Source organism: Streptomyces sp. NPDC088116 (genome assembly GCF_044741745.1).
GTDB lineage: Bacteria > Actinomycetota > Actinomycetes > Streptomycetales > Streptomycetaceae > Streptomyces.
Genome location: NZ_JBIUTF010000001.1, coordinates 310125 through 330418, shown reverse-complemented (window position 1 = coordinate 330418; position 20294 = coordinate 310125). Strand labels below are relative to the sequence as shown.

At 70.3% G+C, this 20294-nt stretch carries 13 protein-coding genes; 6 read left to right on the top strand and 7 right to left on the bottom strand.

What is annotated here, in order from left to right; all coding sequences use genetic code 11:
• The first annotated feature begins 139 nt into the window (after nt 1–139).
• Nucleotides 140–1555, top strand: a complete 1416-nt coding sequence (locus ACIOJD_RS01435; RefSeq protein WP_401907642.1) for a DUF2252 domain-containing protein — start codon at nt 140–142, stop codon at nt 1553–1555.
• 75 nt (nt 1556–1630) lie between these two features.
• Here the strand turns inward: ACIOJD_RS01435 and ACIOJD_RS01430 are convergent, their stop codons facing one another.
• The 4 genes from ACIOJD_RS01430 to ACIOJD_RS01415 form a co-directional block, all read right to left on the bottom strand.
• Nucleotides 1631–2170 carry an SMI1/KNR4 family protein gene (locus ACIOJD_RS01430; protein ID WP_401907641.1) on the bottom strand — a complete coding sequence of 180 codons (540 nt, stop codon included), beginning with the start codon at nt 2168–2170 and terminating at the stop codon, nt 1631–1633.
• Nucleotides 2171–2399: 229 nt separating this feature from the next.
• Nucleotides 2400–4427, bottom strand: coding sequence for a M4 family metallopeptidase (locus ACIOJD_RS01425; protein ID WP_401907640.1), 2028 nt, complete (start codon nt 4425–4427; stop codon nt 2400–2402).
• A gap of 523 nt (nt 4428–4950) precedes the next feature.
• Entirely contained in the window at nt 4951–5808 is an 858-nt protein-coding gene (locus tag ACIOJD_RS01420) for a class I SAM-dependent methyltransferase (protein WP_401907639.1), read from the bottom strand.
• A 57-nt stretch (nt 5809–5865) separates the two neighbouring features.
• Entirely contained in the window at nt 5866–6432 is a 567-nt protein-coding gene (locus tag ACIOJD_RS01415; protein ID WP_401907638.1) for a TetR family transcriptional regulator, read from the bottom strand.
• A 158-nt stretch (nt 6433–6590) separates the two neighbouring features.
• Between ACIOJD_RS01415 and ACIOJD_RS01410 the strand changes: the two genes are divergently transcribed.
• The 4 genes from ACIOJD_RS01410 to ACIOJD_RS01395 all read left to right on the top strand — a co-directional run bounded on the left by ACIOJD_RS01410 (nt 6591) and on the right by ACIOJD_RS01395 (nt 11884).
• Complete coding sequence (locus ACIOJD_RS01410; RefSeq protein WP_401907637.1) at nt 6591–7526, top strand: SDR family oxidoreductase; 936 nt, start codon at nt 6591–6593, stop codon at nt 7524–7526.
• 260 nt (nt 7527–7786) lie between these two features.
• Entirely contained in the window at nt 7787–8185 is a 399-nt protein-coding gene (locus ACIOJD_RS01405; protein ID WP_401907636.1) for a VOC family protein, read from the top strand.
• Between the two features lie 387 nt (nt 8186–8572).
• A complete protein-coding gene (locus ACIOJD_RS01400; RefSeq protein WP_401907635.1) occupies nt 8573–9814 on the top strand; it encodes an acetyl-CoA carboxylase biotin carboxylase subunit family protein in 1242 nt (413 codons plus the stop codon).
• 39 nt (nt 9815–9853) lie between these two features.
• Nucleotides 9854–11884, top strand: a complete 2031-nt coding sequence (locus tag ACIOJD_RS01395; RefSeq protein ID WP_401907634.1) for a hypothetical protein — start codon at nt 9854–9856, stop codon at nt 11882–11884.
• 171 nt (nt 11885–12055) lie between these two features.
• Here ACIOJD_RS01395 and ACIOJD_RS01390 read toward each other — a convergent pair whose 3' ends face one another.
• From ACIOJD_RS01390 to glgX, 3 genes are all read right to left on the bottom strand, one after another.
• Nucleotides 12056–14026: an ABC transporter ATP-binding protein gene (locus tag ACIOJD_RS01390; protein WP_401907633.1), complete on the bottom strand. Its 1971-nt coding sequence runs from the start codon at nt 14024–14026 to the stop codon at nt 12056–12058.
• Nucleotides 14023–15969: an ABC transporter ATP-binding protein gene (locus ACIOJD_RS01385; RefSeq protein ID WP_401907632.1), complete on the bottom strand. Its 1947-nt coding sequence runs from the start codon at nt 15967–15969 to the stop codon at nt 14023–14025. Before ACIOJD_RS01385 ends, ACIOJD_RS01390 begins: the two co-directional genes overlap by 4 nt.
• 128 nt (nt 15970–16097) lie before the next feature.
• The gene (gene glgX, locus ACIOJD_RS01380) at nt 16098–18272 is read right to left on the bottom strand and encodes a glycogen debranching protein GlgX (RefSeq protein ID WP_401908855.1); all 2175 of its coding nucleotides are present in this window, start codon (nt 18270–18272) and stop codon (nt 16098–16100) included.
• 586 nt (nt 18273–18858) lie between these two features.
• Here glgX and ACIOJD_RS01375 point away from each other — a divergent pair.
• Nucleotides 18859–20079, top strand: coding sequence for an Ig-like domain-containing protein (locus tag ACIOJD_RS01375; protein ID WP_401907631.1), 1221 nt, complete (start codon nt 18859–18861; stop codon nt 20077–20079).
• The last annotated feature ends 215 nt before the right edge of the window (nt 20080–20294 follow it).

Sequence of the window (20294 nt, the reverse complement as noted above, 5' to 3'; positions counted from 1 at the left end):
CCCGCTGTGGACGGCCGGGATGCGGGCCGTGCGCGGGGCGACGGATAATAGGGACATCGGGGGGCTCGTTCCGGGTGCTCCGGGCTCCGCGTCGGCAGGGCGTGGGGGCGGTCGCCCCGTGGGCAGGGAGGCGACTTCCATGAACCAGGGCAGCGACGGCGTACCGCATCTGTCGCCCCAGGAGCGGGCCGGCCGGGGCAAGGCGGCCCGGAGGAAGGTGCCGAGGTCCAGCCATGCCGGGTTCACGCCCGCCGGGAAGCGGCCGGATCCGGTGGCGGTGGTCGAGGAACAGTCGGCCACGCGGGTGCCGGAACTCATCCCCATCCGCTACGCGCGCATGACGGAATCGCCGTTCCGTTTCTACCGGGGCGCCGCCGCGATCATGGCCGGCGACCTGGCCGCGACTCCGCGCTCCGGCATCACCGCCCAGCTGTGCGGAGACGCGCACCTGCTGAACTTCCGGCTGCTGGGTTCCCCGGAGCGGCGGCTGGTGTTCGACATCAACGACTTCGACGAGACCCTGCCCGGCCCCTGGGAATGGGACGTCAAACGGCTCGCCGCGAGCCTGGTGATCGCGGGGCGGGAGAACGGTTACTCCAGGAAGGAGCGCGCCGTCATCGTCCGGGCCACCGTACGGTCGTACCGCGAGCGGATGCGGTTCCTCGCCGGGCTGGGCAATCTCGCCGTCTGGTACGAGCACGCCGACATGGAGGAACTCCAGGCCCTGGCGAGCCGGCGGCTCAGTGGGCGCGGTCGTGGGCGGGTGTCCAAGGCGATGGCGAAGGCGCGGACAACGGACAACCTGCGGGCGTTCGAGAAGCTGACCCGGCTCGGCGGCGGACAGCGCCGGTTCGCCGCCGATCCGCCGCTGATCGTGCCGCTCGACGACATGGTGGCCGGCGGCGAGCGGGACCGGATCGCCCGGGGACTCGCTGATCTGATCGAGCGGTACGGCCAGAGTCTGTCCACGGACCGGCGGCATCTGCTCCGGCAATACCGTCTGGTCGACATCGCCCGCAAGGTGGTCGGTGTGGGCAGCGTCGGCACCCGCTGCTGGGTCCTTCTCATGCTGGGACGGGACGACGAGGACCCGCTGATCCTCCAGGCCAAGGAGGCCGACCGGTCGGTGCTCGCCGCGCACGTCGGCGAGAGCGCGTACGACAACCAGGGGCAGCGCGTGGTCGCCGGGCAGCGGCTCATGCAGGCGACCGGCGACATCTTCCTCGGCTGGGACCGGGTCGAGGCAGGGCTCGACCAGCGCCAACGGGACTTCTACGTACGCCAGTTGCACGACTGGAAGGGCATCCTGGTGCCCCAGATCATGGTGCCGAACGGGATGCGGGTGTTCGGCGAGTTCTGCGCCGCCACCCTGGCGCGGGCCCATGCCCGCTCGGGGGACCGGATCGCGATCGCCGCCTATCTGGGCTCCGGTGACACCTTCGACCGCGCGCTGGCGGAGTTCGCCGAGAGCTACGCGGACCAGAACGAGCGGGACCACCGGGCCCTGGTGGACGCGGCGCGCGCCGGCCGGGTGGCCGCCGCTGCCCCCGCGTGACGTCCCTGGCGTGGTGCCGGTGAACACCCGTGGTGGGGCGGCGCTCGCAACGGACGCCGCCCCACCACGGGTGCGTCAGGCGAACACGGGGCTGGGGCGGAACTCGTGCGTATCGGCGGGGAGATCGCCGAAGTAGGAGGACTCGACGTCCCCCGTCAACAGCACGCCCTCCAGGAACTGACCGCACGTCACCGAGTGACGCTCCCACTCGGGCCCGCGCCCCTCATTGAGGATCACGGTCCAGTCCTCGGGGTCCTGACCGGGCCGGACGAGCCAGTACAGGTACATCCCGTTCTCGGTCAGCGCCCAGGGGATGACGCGGACGCCTTCCTCCGCCAGCTCGGGCGGCTTGGGTTCGCCCATCGACCAGAGCCGCTGGAGTATCTCGGGGCGCTCCTTGTTCTCGGTCACGAGGTCGTAGTACCTGTTGGCGCACCACGGCTCCAGGAGCCAGATCGAATCGTCGAAACTGCCTCCGCCGTAGGCATCGACGAGTTGCTTGTAGTCCTTCGGCAGAGACGCCCCGACCTGGCTCTCTACCTGTTGCCAGTCCTTGGGTTGCGGGGTGGTGGCCGGCGGAATGGCCTGGACCAGGTGTGCGACTGATGAGTTCATCGGGTTCTCCTTTCGTGCCTGGTCAAGCTACGTGACGAGGCCATCACCCGAAACAGCGGTGTGCCGCCCGGGGCGGGGGGACCCCGGGCGGCACGCGCGGTCAGGACGGCAAGCGGCCTGACGGCTCAGCAGGTGCGCACGGCTCGGCGGACGAGCCGATCGGACATCGAGCGCAGGTCGGAAAACGAGCGCAGGTCGGAAAACGAGCGCCGATCGGCGGACGAGCGGATCAGAAGGTGAGCTTGAAGCTGTTGATGGTGCCCGTGTCCTGGGACGCGGTGTCCTGCACCTTCAGCTGCCAGGTGCCGTTGGCCACCTCGGCGGAGGCGTTCACCGTGTACGTCTCGACCACGTCGTCCGCCGAGTCGCTGCCGCTGGCGCTCTTGAGGCGGTACGAGGTGCCGCTCGGACCGACCAGGTCCACGACCAGGTCACCGCGCCAGCTGTGCGAGATGTTCACGTCCACCGGGAGGGCGGCCGGGGCGTTGCCGGTGATTCCGGTGACGGCGAGCGAGGAGGTGACCGCCGCGCCGTTGTCCGGGATGGCGATGGGCGTGGTGCTCTCGAAGGCCGTGCCGCCCGAGCCGCCACTGCCCGGGCGGGCGCCGACCGCGATGCCGGCCCAGGCGTCCTGGACGGACTTGTACTCGGCGCTGGTGGTGCCGTACAGCTCACCGGCGACCGCGAGCGTGCCGGTGCGGGCCGCCGCGTAGTTGGTCGTGGAGGTGAACTTCGTGGCGAGCGCCTTGAACCAGATCTGCTCCGCCTTCGCCCGGCCGATGCCGGTCACCGGCAGGCCGTCGGAGGTCGCGGAGTTGTAGGAGACGCCGTTGATCGTCTTGGCGCCGCTGCCCTCGGAGAGCAGGTAGAAGAAGTGGTTCGCCGGGCCCGAGGAGTAGTGGACGTCGACACCGCCGATGCCGGAGTACCACGAGTCCTTGGACGCGCCGTCCTTGCTCGGCTTGTCCATGTACCGCAGCGGAGTGCCGTTGCCGTTGATGTCGATCTTCTCGCCGACCAGGTAGTCGCCCGGGTCCTGCGGGCTGTTGGCGTAGAACTCGACAGCCGCGGCGAAGATGTCGGAGGTCGCCTCGTTCAGGCCGCCGGACTCGCCGCTGTAGACCAGCTTGGCGGTGTTGGCGGTGACACCGTGGGACATCTCGTGGGCGGCCACGTCGATGGACGTCAGCGGCTTGGCGTTGCCCGAGCCGTCGCCGTACGTCATGCAGAAGCAGCTGTCCTGCCAGAAGGCGTTGACGTAGCCGCTGCTGTAGTGGACGCGGGAGTACGCGCCGACGCCGTCGCCGCGGATGCCGGTGCGGCCGTGCACGTTCTTGTAGTAGTCCCAGGTCAGACCGGCGCCGTAGGCGGCGTCGGCGCCCGCCGTCTCCAGGTTGGACGCGGCGCCGTTGCCCCAGACGTCGTCGGCGCCGGAGAAGAGCGTGCCGGTGCCCGAGGTGCCGCGGTTCAGGTTGTACGTCCTGTGGTTGCCGCGGCCGCCGTCGGTGAGGTTGTACGTCGAACCCGACTGGGTGGAGCCGAGGGTGACCGTGCCGCTGTACTGGGTGTTGCCGACGCCGTTCTCGACGGCCTGCCATTCGTACAGCTTCTTGCCGGTGGCGGCGTCGGTGACGACGTGCAGTTCGTTCGGGGTGCCGTCGTGCTGGAGACCGCCGACGACCGTCTCGTACGCGAGGGTCGGGGAGCCCTGCGCCATCCACACGACCTTGCGCGGCGCGCGGTCGGCCTCGGTCTTCTTCGAACCGTCCGCGGCGGCGGCGCTCAGCGCCTGCTTCTCGGCGGCGGCCGGGGCGATGTCCGCCGTGGTGGCGACATTCTTCAGGGCGGAGCGGGACGCCTTGCTCACCGAGCGGGTGGCGCCCGCCTTCGACGCGGCGACGACCAGGTCGCCGCCGAGTACCGGAAGGCCCTGGTAGGTGCGCTCGTAGCGGGTATGGGTGGTGCCGTCGACGTCCTGGACGACATCACGGACGACGAGCTTCTCCTGCGCGCCGAGGCCGAGATCCTTGGCGGTCTCCGCCTTGCCGGCGTCGGCCTCGCGTATCAACGCGGCGCGCTGGGCGGGGGAGAGACTCCGCGGCAGCGCGCCGGGATCGGCCTTGCCCGCGACGGGGGCCGCGGGTGCGCTGTCGGGCTGTGCGGTGGCGGTGCCGGCCTGCACACCTACGGTCAGCAGGGCTGCTGCGGCGATCAGAGCGCCGGCGGCGGTGGCGCGCCGGCTGGGCGTGGGTCTCACGCGAACTCCTTCTGCGAGGGGGATCGGACAGCACGGAAGGCCGTCCGGACAGTGCACGCGGAGCAAGTGGTGCGGAGAACGGGGGAAGAGTGTCAGGTGCGATGCTTTTCTGTCAGGAGCGCGTCAACAAGTTGGCCGGAAACCGTCCGGTGCCCAAAATTGCGGGTTCGTTAAACGGACGTTTCGGCGATCATTACGGCGAAGCCGTCGCATGTTCGCCGCAGCCCCAATTCAAAGAGCCGGTCGAGAGCGAATGCGCATGTGTCCCGTGTGAACAGGGCGTTGAGCAGGGAATGGACGCCGCTCGCCGTGGTCGCGTCGAACTGTGGCTCGATCCGCTCCATCCACTCCCCGCCCAAGGGGCCGGTGTCCCGCCGGGCCGGAGTCGCCAACTCCGCGGCCATGGACAGCCCTTGGACATAGGCGAGAACTGTGAGGTGGCTGTGGAGCGTCTCGTACGGTGTGAGCCCGGTGCGCCGGAGCGCACTGTGCGGAAGTCTGCGCGCCGCTCGGCCCGGGAGCGTCAGGTGGTGGCCACCAGCAGGTCCTCCCCGCTCGACGGGCGCAGGCCGTCGGTCCGATCGGCGAAGTAGCGTTCGGCGAGGGCGGTTCCCGGCACGTGCCGGACGTCTTCGAAGCCGGCGTCGCGGGCCAGTGCCAGCATCTCGCGCGGGGTGTAGAAGCTGATGAACGGCGTTCCGTCCGCCCGCGCCTTCGGCTTGGTCGCCTCAAGGGCGGGCCGGTCGGCGGCGTCGAGAAGTCCGGTCGGCAGCATGAACGTCATGGCGAGGGTCGAGCCGGGCGCGAGTCCGGAGAGCAGGCGCAGGGTGGCCGCGGTGGCGTCCTTGGTGAGGTACACGCTGACGCCGGTGGAGACGACGACCGCCGGCCGGCCGGGATCGAAGCCGGCGGCGGACAGCTGCTTCCACCAGTCCCCGCTCGCCTCGAAGTCGACCGGCACCAGGCGCAGCCGGTCGGGGACCCCGTAGCCGAGCTCGGTCAGACGTCGGCGCTTCCAGGCCTGGGGGCCCGGCCGGTCCACCTCGAACACCCGTAGCCGGGCGGCGATCTCCGGCCTGCGCTGGGCGAAGGTGTCCAGTCCGGCCCCCAGGACGACGTACTGGGCGACGCCACGGCCCGCCTGCTCGACGACCAGGTCCTCGATGAAACGGGCACGGGCCACGATGGCCGCCCGGAACGCGCCGGTGGCGCGCGGGTCCATGTCCGGGCGCCCCCGCCATCCGTCGTCTGGGTTCACCAGGCGCAGGCCGACCTCGTCCTTGAGGACGTGGGGCGGCGGATCGACCCGTACGTGCATCGCCCGCCAGAGGGCCACCCGTACCGCGGTGCTGTCCGGTGCCTCGTGCCGCTCGCCTGTCATGGGGCTCTCCTTACGGTCGGTTCCCGGCCGGAGCGCGGCGGCACGGGCCGGACCTCGTCACCCGCCCGCGGCCACGACCCTCAGTTCGTCGAGCGACTCCCGCAGGAAATCCGCCAGGGCGCGATCCCCGCTGTCGCCGACCCAGCGCTCGAAGCCGACCTTGAAGACGGCGATGCCCGCCTCGGCGGTGAGGGTGGCGGCCGGGTCCTTGACGCCGCGTCGGCGCAGTGTGGCGGCGAGCGCCGCGGACAGCGACGCGAGCTTGATCAGCTCGCGCTCGCGCAGCTCCGCGTTCGCCATGATCACGGCCTGGCGCTGCCGGGAGTGCTCGTGGCGCTCCAGGAAGATGGCGGCGACGGTCTCCAGCGTCGAGGCCATCGCCTCGATCGGCGCGGCCGTGTCCGGGGTGCCGGCGAGGGTGTCCACGAATATCTGCTCCAGCGTGTGCGCACCCCCGAACAGCACCTCGCGCTTGTCGGCGTAGTGCCGGAAGAACGTCCGCTCGGTGAGCCCCGCGCGTTCGGCGATCTGCGCGGCGGTGGTCTGCTCGAAACCGCGCTCGCTGTAGAGGTCCAGCGCCGCCTGCTCAAGGCGCCCGCGCGCGTTCGGTTCCCATCGGCCCATGCCCCGATCCTACGTGATGGCAGTCGCTGACATCAGGTGTTACGGTTGATGACAGTTGCTGACATGGTCTCGTTCGCCGCACGTCCCGCGCCTCGGTATCCCCCGTGCTCGGCACCACCCGAGGCGAGGGCGGTCGGCCTGCCCAGGAGGTTCTCCTCATGCGTGTGTTCATCACCGGCGCGTCCGGCTGGATCGGCTCGGCCCTCGTTCCGGAGCTCATCGGCGCCGGCCACCAGGTCGTCGGGCTCGCCCGCTCGGACGCCTCGGCCGCCGCCCTCATCGAGGCCGGCGCCGAGGTGCGCCGCGGCTCGCTCGACGACCTCGACACCCTGCGCGGCGCGGCCGCCGAGTCCGACGGCGTGATCCACCTCGCCTTCAAGCACGACATCGCGTTCAGCGGCGGCTTCGAGGAGGCCGCCGACGCGGACCGCCGTGCCATCGACGCCTTCGGCGAGACGCTCGCCGGCTCCGGCCGCCCGTTCCTCATCGCCTCCGGGACGCTCGGGCTGGCGCCGGGGCAGCTCGCCACCGAGCGGGACGGCCAGGCATCCGGCCAGGTCGGCGCCCACGCGACCGGCGGCCCGGCCAAGCGGCTGGCCAACGCGCAGGTGACGGCCGCCCTCGCGGAGCGCGGCGTCCGCTCGGCGGTCGTACGGCTTCCTCCGACCGTGCACGGCGACGGGGACCACGGCTTCCTCGCCACCGTGGTCGCCATCGCCCGCGAGAAGGGCGTCTCCGGCTACATCGGCGACGGCGCCAACCGCTGGCCCGCCGTGCACCGGTCCGATGCCGCGCACCTCTTCCGGCTGGCTCTGGAGAGCGCTCCGGCCGGCTCCACGCTGCACGCGACCGCTGACGAGGGCGTACCGATCCGTACCGTCGCCGAGGTGATCGGGCGGCACCTCGGCCTGCCCGTGGCCTCGCTCGCCCCCGACGAAGCGGCCGGGCACTTCACCTGGCTGGCCGCGTTCCTCGCCATGGACAGCCCCGTCTCCAGCGCGTACACCCGCGAGCTGCTGGGCTGGCAGCCGACCCGGCCCGGACTGATCGACGACCTCGAAGAAGGCCACTACTTCGCCACCCCGTCCGCCTGACCTGCACGGAGTCCAGGCGGGTCCCATGTCGGAGGCAGGGGCTAAGGGCTGTCCCGCAATCCCGGCGGGCGCACGACGACAGCTACGGCGCCTCGCCGCGTTGTCGGAACGTCCACATGCATCCAGTGTGCGGACGCCTCTCCGCCTCGCGATGCACCGCATCTGGCGCCGCACGCTGATCCACCAGGGATTACGGGACGGCCCTTAGCCTCGTCACCGAGGACCAGCGCCAGCACCCGGAGGGCAGCACCATGGCTTCGATGCCACAGAAGATCACCACTTTCCTCATGTTCGAGGGCAGGGCGGAGGAGGCGCTGACCTTCTACACGTCGCTGTTCGAGGACGCCGAGGTCGTCGACATCTACCGCTACGGCGCCGACGGTCCCGGCGAGGAGGGTACGGTCCTGCGCGCCACGTTCTCGCTCGCCGGACAGCGGTTCATGTGCATCGACAGCCACGTCAAGCACGAATTCGGGTTCACTCCGGCGGTATCGCTTTTCGTCGAATGCGACACCGAGGCCGAGCTCGATCGTCTCTACGGCGCCCTCGCCGAACAGGGAGCGGAACTCATGCCGCTGGGCTCGTACGGCTTCAGCGCCAAGTTCGGCTGGGTGAACGACCGCTTCGGTGTCTCCTGGCAGCTGAACCTGCCCGAGTGACGGTGGTAAGACGCGGACAGCCGCCCCTGTTGGCTCCACGACTTTGCGAGCGGTAGTTCCTGGGGCGATGCCGAATTCCGGGTTGTGTGAGCACGGTCAGTGTTGTCCGGCGTGAGTAATCTCATCCTCCGGGTGGCCGGTGGAGGTCACGGGCCGTGCAGGTGCAGGCCCTGTTCGGGGGCTCTGGTCGGCGGGCTCGGCCGCCTCCCGCCGGCACCCCGAGCGGGAGGCGTATCCGCGCGAACGTGCCGTCTTCGTCCTTGCGCGAGGGAATAGCGGGAATGAGGTGCTTGCATGCGGGAAGGAGGTGCTTGCGCGGCAGATCGCCGGGCACGGTGGTGCAAGCCACGCCGTCGACCAGCGCACGCGCCGAAGGAGAGACGGTCTATGACACAGGTCGAACCGGCCACCAGGAACCCCGACAAAGGTTATGTAGCGCTTCTTGGCTGGAGTCTCAACGCGGTGGAAGCCCTCGACCGGTTCGACCGGCGATACGTCGTCGTGGCACCGGAGTGGGCCGAGAAGTACTGCGTCGACCACGACATCCCCTACCTGCCGTGGAATTTCGAACGGCTCAACGACCGCTCCTTGGAGATCGCCGAGACTCTGCAGAACGAGGGTGTCGACGTCGCGATCCCGCTGTTCGAGGAAACGGTGGAATGGGCAGGGGCGATCAACTCCGTTCTGCTGGGCAACCCGCGTTTGTACGGTCAGGCCATGCTGCTGCGGGACAAGGCGCTGATGAAGCGCCGCGCGCAACTCGGCGGCATCCGGGTCGGAATATTCGAGGAAGCCCACGACCGGGACGACGTGATCCGCTTCCTCAAGCGCGTTAATCAGACCCTGCTCAAGCTGGACGGTGACCCGAACGACCCGATCCATCTCAAGGCATTCGACAAGGCAGGATGCCTCGGGCACCGCGTCATCCGCACCCCGGACGAGGTCGACATGATTCCGGAAGAGGAGTTCCCGGTTCTCATGGAATCCCACCTCGATGGCTGGGAGTTCGCGGTCGAGGCGTGGATACACAACGGGAAGATCAAGTTCCTCAATATCTCCGAATACGTCACGCTGGGATATTCGGTGTTCATGCCGGCGACCCCGGAACTGGAGCGGTACCGCCCGCAGATCACGGCGCAGATCGAGAAGCTCATCAAGGCGTTCGACATCGAGTTCGGATTCGTGCACCCAGAGTATTTCGTCACCAGTGACGGCGAGATGTACTTCGGCGAGGTCGCCTACCGGCCACCGGGCTTCAAGGTGTTCGAGCTGCTGGAGCGGGCGTACGGGTTCAATGCCTACCATGGGCTGGTGCTGGCCTTCGACCCGAAGACCACCGAGGAGGAGATCGACGCCTTCTTCCCGCGCGAGGTCGTCGACGCGTCCGGGGTCGCCGGCTGCTTCGGTGTCTACCCGCGCCGCCGCGTCGTCAGCGACCTGGAGATCCCGGAGGAGACCGCGGACGACGACTACTACGAGTCGCACGACCTCTCGAAGCCGCTCGAGGAAACCGTCACCAAGAGGACCGCGTTCGGCACCCACTGGGGCCTGCTGTACTTCTTCGGTGAGGACCCCTACCGGATGCGCGACCTGTTGAAGAAGCAGGAAGAGCTCGACTTCTACGTCTGACGACCCCGTGGACGCAGGAGACCTACCCGAGGAAACCCTTTGAAACCGACCGTCGACGTCAGCGATGAGGCCACGACGCTGGACAAGCGCGTGACCTCACTCGACGACGCCATCCAGGCCATGGCCGAAACCCGCGACTTCGGCAAGCACACGAAACTGCGGCGGGTCCTGGAAGCATTGCGGCGGGTGCTCATGCAGCCGGGCGGCGCCGCGGCGGTCCAGGCCAGGGCGCAGGCCCTTGAGGAAGCCGGGCTTTTCCAGGAGACGGACTGGGCGTCACCGGAGATCCTTATTCCGGCGCTGGTCAGCCCGAGCCTGCACAGCGGAGACGCGGACACCGTTGTCATGGAGGCGACCAGCGAACTGCGGATGCTCGCCGTCGCCCGCGGCGACTTCGCGCACCCGACGTTGCCCGCCGAGGACGCCCGCCAGTTCCTGTCCCAGGTACTGGCAATGAACCTGGAGCTGCTGTTCACCGCGCCCAGCGAGGCGGAGCGAACCCAGCAGGGCCGGACCGCACAGCTCATCCGGGACCTGTTCCGCCGCCTCGCCGACGAGATCGGTTACGAGAGCATCCTCGACAACCTGGTCGACGAGATATGGCGGATCCTGCGCCAGCGTCCGATCCAGGTCGAGGCGGTGCAGTCCCTGATCACCCGGATCGCGGTCTACCGCGAGGACCCGGACGTCGCTCTTGGCGTGTCGTCAGGGCTGGGCATCGACCGGCTCATCACCAGCCTGTTCGGGACCACCGAGGCGTGCCGGGACGACCCGGGCATCGACGTCTTCCGCTCCCGGCTCGAGGCGATGGACGCCGGCGGCCTCCAGTACGAGGCGACGGGGTTCGCGCGAGCGATGCACGACACCGGCCTGGTGTCGCCGTACCACGCGGAACTGCTCCGGTTCCTCCTGCGCGAGAGCGACTACCTCGTCGGTGAGGCGCTCGGGCTGTCCGACACCGGCCGGAACTGCCTGCTGCGCTACAGCCAACTGGTGCACCGGCTGATCGAGGTGGCCGTGCATCCGCAGACCGCGCAATGCATCTACGGGCTGGCACTGCTGCTCGACCGCGGCATCCTTTACGAGCGGCCGGTGGTGCCCGCGCTCTGGCGCCAGCTGGCGCTCGAGCTCTCCCCGGTCGCGCGGGAGCGGTTGACGACGGTTTTCGGCGAGGTGCCGGGGCCGCAGGCGCGGCTGGTCGCGGGGGTGCTCTCGATGCTGGGCCAGCCGCTCGGCGTCGGTCAAGGCGACAACCCCACCTGCCAGTCGGCCCGCGCGCTGTCGATGTGGTCCTACAACGACCCGGACTACCTGTTGCAAATGGTGGTCTGGGCGGCCCGCGACGACGAGATCCTCATGCACTTCGAGGGTCAGCCCATCTCGTCGAAGGACAGCGCGAGCGGAGTCGCGAGCACGCTGCCGATGGACCTGGAACCCGTGTCGCTGCTCGTGGTACCCCACTTGGACCGGATCTACGCCGAGATGGGGCGGCGCTGCGCCGAGCGGCCAGGGGACCCGCACCGGTGGATCAACCCCGAGTTCCACGGCTGGTGGGCGGCCCGTGGGTTCCACATCAACGTCGACGTCGCGACGGGAAATCTGGTCGACCTCGATGAGTTCCTGCGGCAGTTCCACGCCGGCTACCACCCCTCCTACAACGGTGAGCAGCCGCTGATCCATCCGCAGCCGGCCGGTGTCGCCGTCACCGACAGCGCGGCCCGCTACGTCGGCTGGCACGCGATCACGATCCTGCGGGTCGCCCCGGACCCGCAGGACGTCATGCGGGTGTATTTCTTCAACCCGAACAACGACAGCGGCCAGGACTGGGGCGACGGCGTCGTCGTCTCCACCGCGGGCAACGGCGAGCGGTTCGGCGAGGCGTCACTGCCGTTCGACCAGTTCGCCTCGCGGCTCTACATCTTCCACTCCGATCCGCTCGAGCACGGCGAACCGGAGCGGGTGCCCGCCGAAGACGTCGCGCGGATCATCGGCTACATCGAGCGCAGCTGGGGCAACGACCGGCTACCCGCGGGGACGCTGCAAGCCCTCGGAAGGACCACGAGCTTGTGAGCCCGGTACTCCAGCAGGAGTTCGCTGTCTGACCCGTGGGTTCGCCGGGCGGCCGGAGCGTGGCGGGCCGTGGAGTGGTCAGGGCGGTTTCACGGAGAGCGTCCGGCCGTGGACGGACGAAAACTCCGCCACGGCACCGACCAGCCCGGCGCGTCAGGCCAGCCCGGCGCGTCAGGCCAGGCTGTCGCGCCAGGCCCGGTGCAGGCCCGCGAAGTGGCCGGTGCCACCGATCAGTTCGTCCGGTGTGCCGTCCTCGACGACGCGGCCGTGTTCCATCACCAGCACCCGGTCCGCGATCTCGACCGTCGACAGCCGATGGGCGATCACCATCGCCGTACGGCCGTGCAGGACCGTGCCCATCGCGCGCTGCACCGCGCGTTCGCCCGGGATGTCCAGGGAGCTGGTCGCCTCGTCGAGGATGAGGACCGCCGGGTCGGCGAGCAACGCGCGTGCGAAGGCGACCAGTTGGCGCTGGCCGGCGGAGATCCGGCCGCCTCGCTTCCGTACGTCCGTGTCGTAGCCGTCCGGCAGGCCGCTGATGAAGTCATGGGCGCCGATCGCCTTGGCGGCGCGCTCGATGTCCTCGCGGGAGGCGTCCGGGCTGCCGATGGCGATGTTCTCGGCGACCGTGCCGGAGAAGAGGAACGCCTCCTGGGTCACCATCACCACCCCGCGCCGCAGTTCCGCCGTGTCCAGCTCGCGCAGATCGACTCCGTCGAGCAGGACCCGGCCTTCCGTCGGGTCGTAGAAGCGGGCCAGCAGCTTGGCCAGGGTGGACTTGCCCGCGCCCGTCGAGCCGACGACCGCGACGGTCTGGCCGGCCGGGACCGTCAGGTCGAAGCGGGGGAGGACCTCGCCGCCCGTGCGGTACGCGAAGCTCACCCCGTCGAAGGCCGCCTCGCGGCCGGGGAACTCGCCCCTCGGCGCGGGCAGCGCACGCGGCTCCGACGGCTCCGGCACCGTCGGCGTCTGGGCCAGCAGACCCGCGATCTTCTCCAGTGAAGCGGCGGCGGACTGGTACGAGTTGAGGAACATCCCGAGCCGGTCGATCGGGTCGTACAGCCTCCGCAGATACAGCACGGCCGCCGCGAGCACCCCGAGGGCGAGGGTGCCGCTCGCGACCCGGTAGGCGCTCCAGAGCACGATCCCGGCGACGGCGGCGTTGGCGACGAGCCGGGAACCGAACACATACCGGGCCATCTCCAGGATGGCGCTGCCGTTGCTCCGTTCGTGGTGGTGGTTGAGCGTGTGGAAGTCCGCGTCGTTGGCGCGCTCGCGCCGGAACGCCTGGACCGGCCTGATGCCGTTCATCGTCTCCGCGAACTTCACGATGACGGCGGCGATCGCGGTGGAGCGCTCACCGAAGATGCGGCCCGCCCGGCGCTGGTAGAGCCGTACGAGCAGATACAGCGGCACGAAGGAGACCACGGCGAGCGAGCCGAGCCCCAGGTCGAGGTAGAGCAGCATCGCCGAGATGTAGACGAAGGCCAGGACCACACCGATGAGTTCCTGGAGCCCCTCGCTCAGCAGCTCGCGCAGGGACTCCACGTCGGTGGTCGACCGGGAGATCAGCCGGCCGGAGGTGTACCGCTCGTGGAAGTCCACGCTCAGGGCCTGTGCATGGCGGAAGATACGGCCGCGCAGATCGAGGAGCACGTCCTGGTTGATCCGGGCGGCGGCACGGATGAAGGCGTACTGGAACACGCCCGAGGCCACCGCGCAGAGCGCGAACCCGGCGCCGACGGCGATCAGCGGACCGTTGTCGCCGCGCCGGAAGGCGGGCACGCCACTGTCGATGGCGTACGCGACGATCAGCGGACCCGCCTGGGCGGCGGCCTGCTGGAGCAGCAGGAGCAGCCCCGCCACGAGGACCCTCCTACGCCGGGCGCGCAACAACGACCGCAACAGGGCGCCGGTGGCGCCAGGGGGCGCGGGCAGCGCGTCCTGGCCGAAGGGGTCGTCGGGTGGTGCGAGCCGGCCGGACGAGGTGGGGCCGGTCCCGGCGCCGCCCGCTTCGTTCCTGACATCGGTCCCGGTATCCGTACCGGTATCGGTCCCGGTATCGGTCCCGGTATCGGTCCCTGCCCCCGTCCCCGGTCCGGGCCCGTCCGTGCCGCTGTCCGTGGTCGTGGATGTGGTCATCGGACGCTCTCCTCAACAGCCCCGGAGGCAGCCCCGGAATCGGCCCCGGAGGCAACCTCGGGATCGCTCGCGCGACCGGCCTCCGTTCCCTTCCCGGAATACGGTTCCCTGGCCCCCGTACCGCCCGTACCGTTCGCACCTTCCGTACCGGACATCAGCCACGCGTACTCCTCGCTGCTGTACAGCAGCTCCTGATGGGTGCCCACGGCGGCGATCCGTCCCCGCGAGATCAGCGCCACCCGGTCCGCGAGCATCACCGTCGACGGCCGGTGCGCCACGACCAGCGCGGTCGTCTCCTTGAGCACCCGCCGCAGCGCCGCCTCCACCAGCGCCTCCGTGTGCACGTCCAGCGCCGACAGCGGATCGTCCAGCACCAGGAAACGTGGCCGCCCGACCACCGCCCTGGCCAGCGCGAGCCGTTGCCGCTGGCCGCCGGAGAGGCTGAGCCCCTGCTCGCCGACCTCGGTCCGTACACCCTGCGGCAGGTCGTGTACGAAACCGGCCTGCGCCACCTCCAGCGCCCGCCGCAGCGCGTCCTCGCCGGCGTCCCCGCCGCCCATCAGGACGTTCTCCGCCACGCTCGCCGAGAACAGCGTCGGCTCCTCGAACGCCACCGACACCAGCTCCCGCAGCCGCTCACGCGGCATCAGGGCGATGTCCTCCCCGTCCAGCGTGATCCGGCCGCCGGTCACTTCGTAGAGCCTCGGTACGAGCGCGGTCAGCGTGGTCTTGCCGGAACCGGTGGCGCCGACCAGGGCCACGGTCTCGCCGGGCCTGATGTGCAGATCGACGTGCGCGAGGACGGGAGCGGAGTCCGCCTCGGCGTCCGGATACCGGAACGAGACCCCCTCGAAGCGCAGCCCGCCGACCGGCCCCCTCGCCCCGGTCCTGGTCTCGGCCTCGGTCCCCGTCCCGGCCCCGGTCCCCGTCCCGGTCTCGGCCTCCTCGCGTACGTCCATCACCTCGAAGTACCGATCGGTCGCCGTCGCCGCCTCCTGGCTCATCGCCAGCAGGAACCCGATCGACTCCACCGGCCACCGCAGCGCCAGCGCCGTCGACAGGAACGCGACGAGCGTGCCCGCCGAGAGTCCGCCGTCCGCCACCTGGATCGTGCCCAGCACCAGCGCCGCGCCGATCGCCAGCTCCGGAACGGTCATGATCACGGCCCAGATGCCCGCCAGCAGCCGCGCCTTGCCCAGCTCCGTCGTGCGCAACCGCTCGGCGAGCGCGCGGAAGGCGAGGGACTGGCTGCGGTGGCGGCCGAAACCCTTGACGATCCGGATGCCGAGCACACTCTCCTCGACGACCGTCGTCAGATCGCCGACCTGGTCCTGCGCCCGGCGCGCGACGAGTGCGTACCGCGACTCGAAGAGCGAACAGAGGATGACCAGCGGCACGGCCGGTGCCAGGAGCAGAAGCCCCAGCGACCAGTCCTGTATCAGCAGGATGAGGAAACCGACCAGGATCGTGACCGAGTTGACCAGCAGGAACGTCAGCGGGAACGCCAGGAACAACCGCAGCAGCATCAGATCCGTCGTGCCGCGCGAGAGCAGCTGACCCGACGGCCACCGGTCGTGGAAGGCCACCGGGAGCCGTTGCAGATGCCGGTAGAGATCGGACCGCAGCGCCGCCTCCACCCCGGCCAGCGGCCGGGCCACCAGCCAGCGCCGGAATCCGAACAGCGCCGCCTCCACTATCCCGAGCACCAGCAGCATCAGTGCCCCGAGCCAGACACCTCCGGGGTCCCGGTCCGCGACCGGCCCGTCCACCATCCACTTCAGGGCGAGCGGGAACAGCAGACTCATACAGGACGCGACGATCGCGACACACGCCGCGCTGAAGAGACGCGTGCGCACCGGGCGTACGTACGGCCACAGGCGCAGCAGTGAACGCACGGCGGACCGGCCCTCGGTGACCTCGGGGGTTGCGTTTGTGGTGGACATCAGAGCCGAGCCTACGGTTCGCCACTGACAACCGCCCAGGTGTTTTCCGCCGGACGACGCAGCCCCCGGCCACCGGCTCCGTCGGCTCCGTCCGGTTCTGTTCCCTCTGTTCCGGCCGCTTGGTTCCGTCAGCTCCGTATCCTCCACAGCAGCACCGACCGCGCCGGGACCGTCACCGTCGTACCCCCCTCGTGCACGGTCCCCGGCGCCTGGGCCTGGTCCTCCCGCGCGGTGTCCATCACCAGCTCGTACGTCCGGGCCCACGGCGGCCCCGGCAGCATGAACTCCACCGGCCGGTCCGCCGCGTGCAGGACCGTCAGGAAGCTGTCGTCCGTGATCTTCCGGCCGTGTGCGTCCCGGCCCGGGATGTCCCGCCCGGAGAGGAACAGTCCGAGCGTCGACGTCGGCGCGTACCAGTCCCGTTCCGTCATTTCCGCGCCCCGCGCGGTGAACCACGCCAGATCCCGCAGCCCGTCGGCAGCCTGCGGCCGGCCGGAGAAGAAGGCCCGGCGGCGCAGTACGGGATGGGCGTGCCGCAGGGCGAGCAGCCGCGCGGTCAGCTCGTGCAGAGCGCGCGGGCCCGGCTGCTCCAGCAGCGACCAGTCGAGCCAGCTCACCTCGCTGTCCTGGCAGTACGCGTTGTTGTTGCCGCCCTGCGTGCGTCCCATCTCGTCGCCCGCGACCAGCATCGGCACCCCGGTCGACACCAGCAGTGTGGTGAGCAGATTGCGCAGTTGCCGCCGCCTCAGGGCATTGACCTCGGCGTCGTCGCTCTCGCCCTCCGCGCCGCAGTTCCAGGCGCGGTTGTCGTTCGTCCCGTCCCGGTTGCCCTCCCCGTTGGCCTCGTTGTGCTTCCGCTCGTACGACACCAGGTCGCGCAGCGTGAATCCGTCGTGCGCGGTGACGAAGTTGACGGAGGCGTACGGCCGGCGCCCGCCCCACGCGTACAGATCGCTCGACCCGGACAGCCGGTATCCCATCTCCCGTACGTCGGGCAGGGCGCCGCGCCAGAAGTCCCGTACGGCGTCGCGGTAACGGTCGTTCCACTCCGTCCACAGCGGGGGGAACGCCCCCACCTGATAGCCGCCGTTGCCCACGTCCCACGGCTCGGCGATCAGCTTCACCCGGCGCAGCACCGGGTCCTGGGCGATCACGGCGAGGAACGGCGAGAGCATGTCGACGTCATGCATGGAGCGGGCCAGGGCCGCCGCCAGGTCGAAGCGGAAGCCGTCGACGCCCATCTCGGTGACCCAGTAGCGCAGCGAATCGGTGATCAGCCGCAGGACCTGGGGCTGGACCACATGGAGGGTGTTCCCGCAGCCGGTGTAGTCGGTGTACCGGCGCGCGTCGGACGGCAGACGGTAGTAGCCGCGGTTGTCGATACCGCGCAGGGACAGGGTCGGACCCAGCTCCCCGGCCTCCGCCGTGTGGTTGTAGACCACGTCGAGGATGACCTCTATCCCGGCGGCGTGCAGCGCCCGCACCATCCCCTTGAACTCCTCGACCTGCTGCCCCCGGGAGCCGCCCGCCGCGTAACCGGCGTGCGGGGCGAAGTAGCCGATGGAGTTGTAACCCCAGTAGTTGCGCAGTCCGCGCCGCAGCAGATGGTCCTCGTGGGCGAACTGGTGTACGGGCAGCAGCTCGACCGCCGTCACGCCGAGCCGCCGCAGATGGCCGATCGCCGCCGGGTGCGCCAGCCCCGCGTACGTACCGCGCAGCTCCTCGGGCACCCCGGGATGCAGTTTGGTGAATCCCCGCACATGCAGTTCGTAGATGACCGAATCGGCCCACGGGGTCTTGGGGCGCCGGTCGTCGGTCCACTCGTCGTCGGGCGCGCCGTCGTGGACGACGACCCCTTTGGGGACGTACGGAGCCGAGTCCCGGTCGTCGCGCACGGTGTCCGCGACACGCTGCTCGGGCCAGTCGCGCACATGCCCGTAGACCTCCGGCGGCAGCCGGCCGTAATCGTTTCCGCCGGCCCCTTCGGCCGCGTCCACGGCGCGGGCGTACGGGTCGAGCAGCAACTTGGCCGGGTTCCAACGGGCACCCGTCCAGGGGTCCCAGCGGCCGTGGACCCGGAATCCGTACCGCTGTCCGGGGCGGACGCCGGGCACGAAGCCGTGCCAGATCTCATGGGTCAGTTCGGCCAGCGGGAGCCGCGTCTCGGCGCCCCCGTCATCGAAGAGACACAGCTCGACGGCTTCCGCACCGCCCGCCCAGAGCGCGAAGTTGGTGCCGGCGATCCCGTCGGGGCCGACCCGGTAGCGCGCGCCCAGCGGGGTGGGAGCACCCGGCCAGACCACCCGGCCCGGGGTGTCCGGGGCCGGGCCGGGCTCCTGGCGACGGCCGTTGAGCCCGGACGCCGGAAGAGGGCCGGGGCGTACGCCCGCTCCTTCCGGGGCCTCGCGTACCCGCGTCTCCGTGACCGCGTGTGTGCCTTCGCCCGTGACCGTGTGTGCGCCTTCGCCCGCGACCGCCCGCGCCCGCTGTTCGCCGATCGCGTACGCCCGCTGTTCCCCGACGCCACATGCCCGCTCCTGCGCCCGCTCGCCCGGCCCCTCGTCCGTGGCCGCCTGAGCCGCTCGCGCCGTTCGCGCGCCCCTGTCCGCCCGCGCTCCCCGGTCCGCTTCCGTGCCCCATTGCGCTTCCGCGCCCTGTCGAGCCCCCTTCTTCCCGTCCTCCTCCGGAGCCTCCTCCGCCGACTTCCGCACTGCCTTCTGCTCGGCTGCGCTCGCCACCTGACCGGCCTCCCGCGGCTCGTGGGCCTCGCGGATCGGTGCGTACGGCGTCCCGGCCGTCGCTCTCCTCGCGTGGTCCTCCCACCTGTTCTGCCCGCAAGAGGGCCCGCCCTCACGTTTCCCCCGGAGGGGGGTGGTCGTTGGGCGGGGCGTGAGACACGTACTGAAGCGCGCAGGGACCGGCACGGCCGCCTTCCTGACATGGGCAGGACTGATGGCCGGCGTGGTCGGCCTGACGGGATGCACCGGCGAGGAAACCTTCATGGAAGGCAAGGCGCGGGCGCCGGGGGACACGATCCGGATCACTCCCGAGGACGGCGCGAAGGGCATCGGCCGCACGGACCGGATCGAGGTGAGGGTGCCGGACGGCCGGCTGGAGCGGGTGGAGGTGACACAGGTCGAGGACGCGACACCGACGGAACTGCCCGGGGAGATCTCCGAGGACGGCCGCTCGTGGACCCCGGAGAGGGGCGCGACGGTCGCGCTGGCCGCCAAGTACAGCGTGGACGCCGTCGCCGTGGACGCCCGCGGCCGCCGCTCGGCCCGCCACACCACCTTTACGACGACGGTCCCCACGCACCGGTTCATCGGCTATTTCTCCCCGGAGAACCGCTCCACCGTCGGCACCGGCATGATCATCTCCTTCGACTTCAACCGGAAGATCCGCGACCGCGCGGCCGTCGAACGCGCCATCAGGATCACCTCGCAGCCGCCGGTGGAGATCGTGGGCCACTGGTTCGGCGACGGCCGTCTCGACTTCCGGCCGCAGGAGTACTGGAAGCCGGACACCAGGGTCGGGATCGAGCTGAACCTCCGGGACGTCCAGGCGGCGCCGGGGGTGTTCGGCATCCAGCAGAAGACCGTCGGCTTCACGATCGGCCGCTCCCAGGTCTCGCTGGTCGACGCCGAGGAGCACACCATGAAGGTATGGCGCGACGGAGAGCTGGTCTCCACCGTGCCGATCACCGCGGGCGGCCCCAAGACCACCACGTACAACGGGAAGATGGTGGTCACCGAGTTGTACGACGTCACACGCATGGACGGCAGGACGGTCGGCTTCGGCGGTGAGTACGACATCAAGGACGTGCCGCACGCGGTACGGCTGACCACCTCGGGCACCTTCCTGCACGGCAACTACTGGGCGCCGCGGGACACCTTCGGCTCGAAGAACGTCAGCCACGGCTGTGTCGGTCTGCGCGACATCAAGGGCGGCGGAGCGGACACTCCGGCCGGCTGGTTCTTCGACCGGACACTGATCGGCGATGTCGTGGAGGTGGTCAATTCCCGTGACCGCGTGGTGGCCGCCGACAATGGTCTGGGTGGCTGGAATCTGAACTGGGAAACCTGGAAAGCCGGTTCGGCACTCCGCTGAGTCCCCGCGCCTCGCTCCCTCGCCCTCGTACCCGGCGCTCTTCCCCCGCACGGCCTCACGGCCCGTACAGCCCGTATGACCTGCACCGTCCCGGGACTTGCCCAGGGCCTGTTGGGACGGAACGGTGACATTCGCGAGCTCTCCACCGAGCGCGCGGTGTGATTATCTTGCGCCATGCGCGTGCACTACCACGCGCGTGCGGGAGTGCGGGCCGT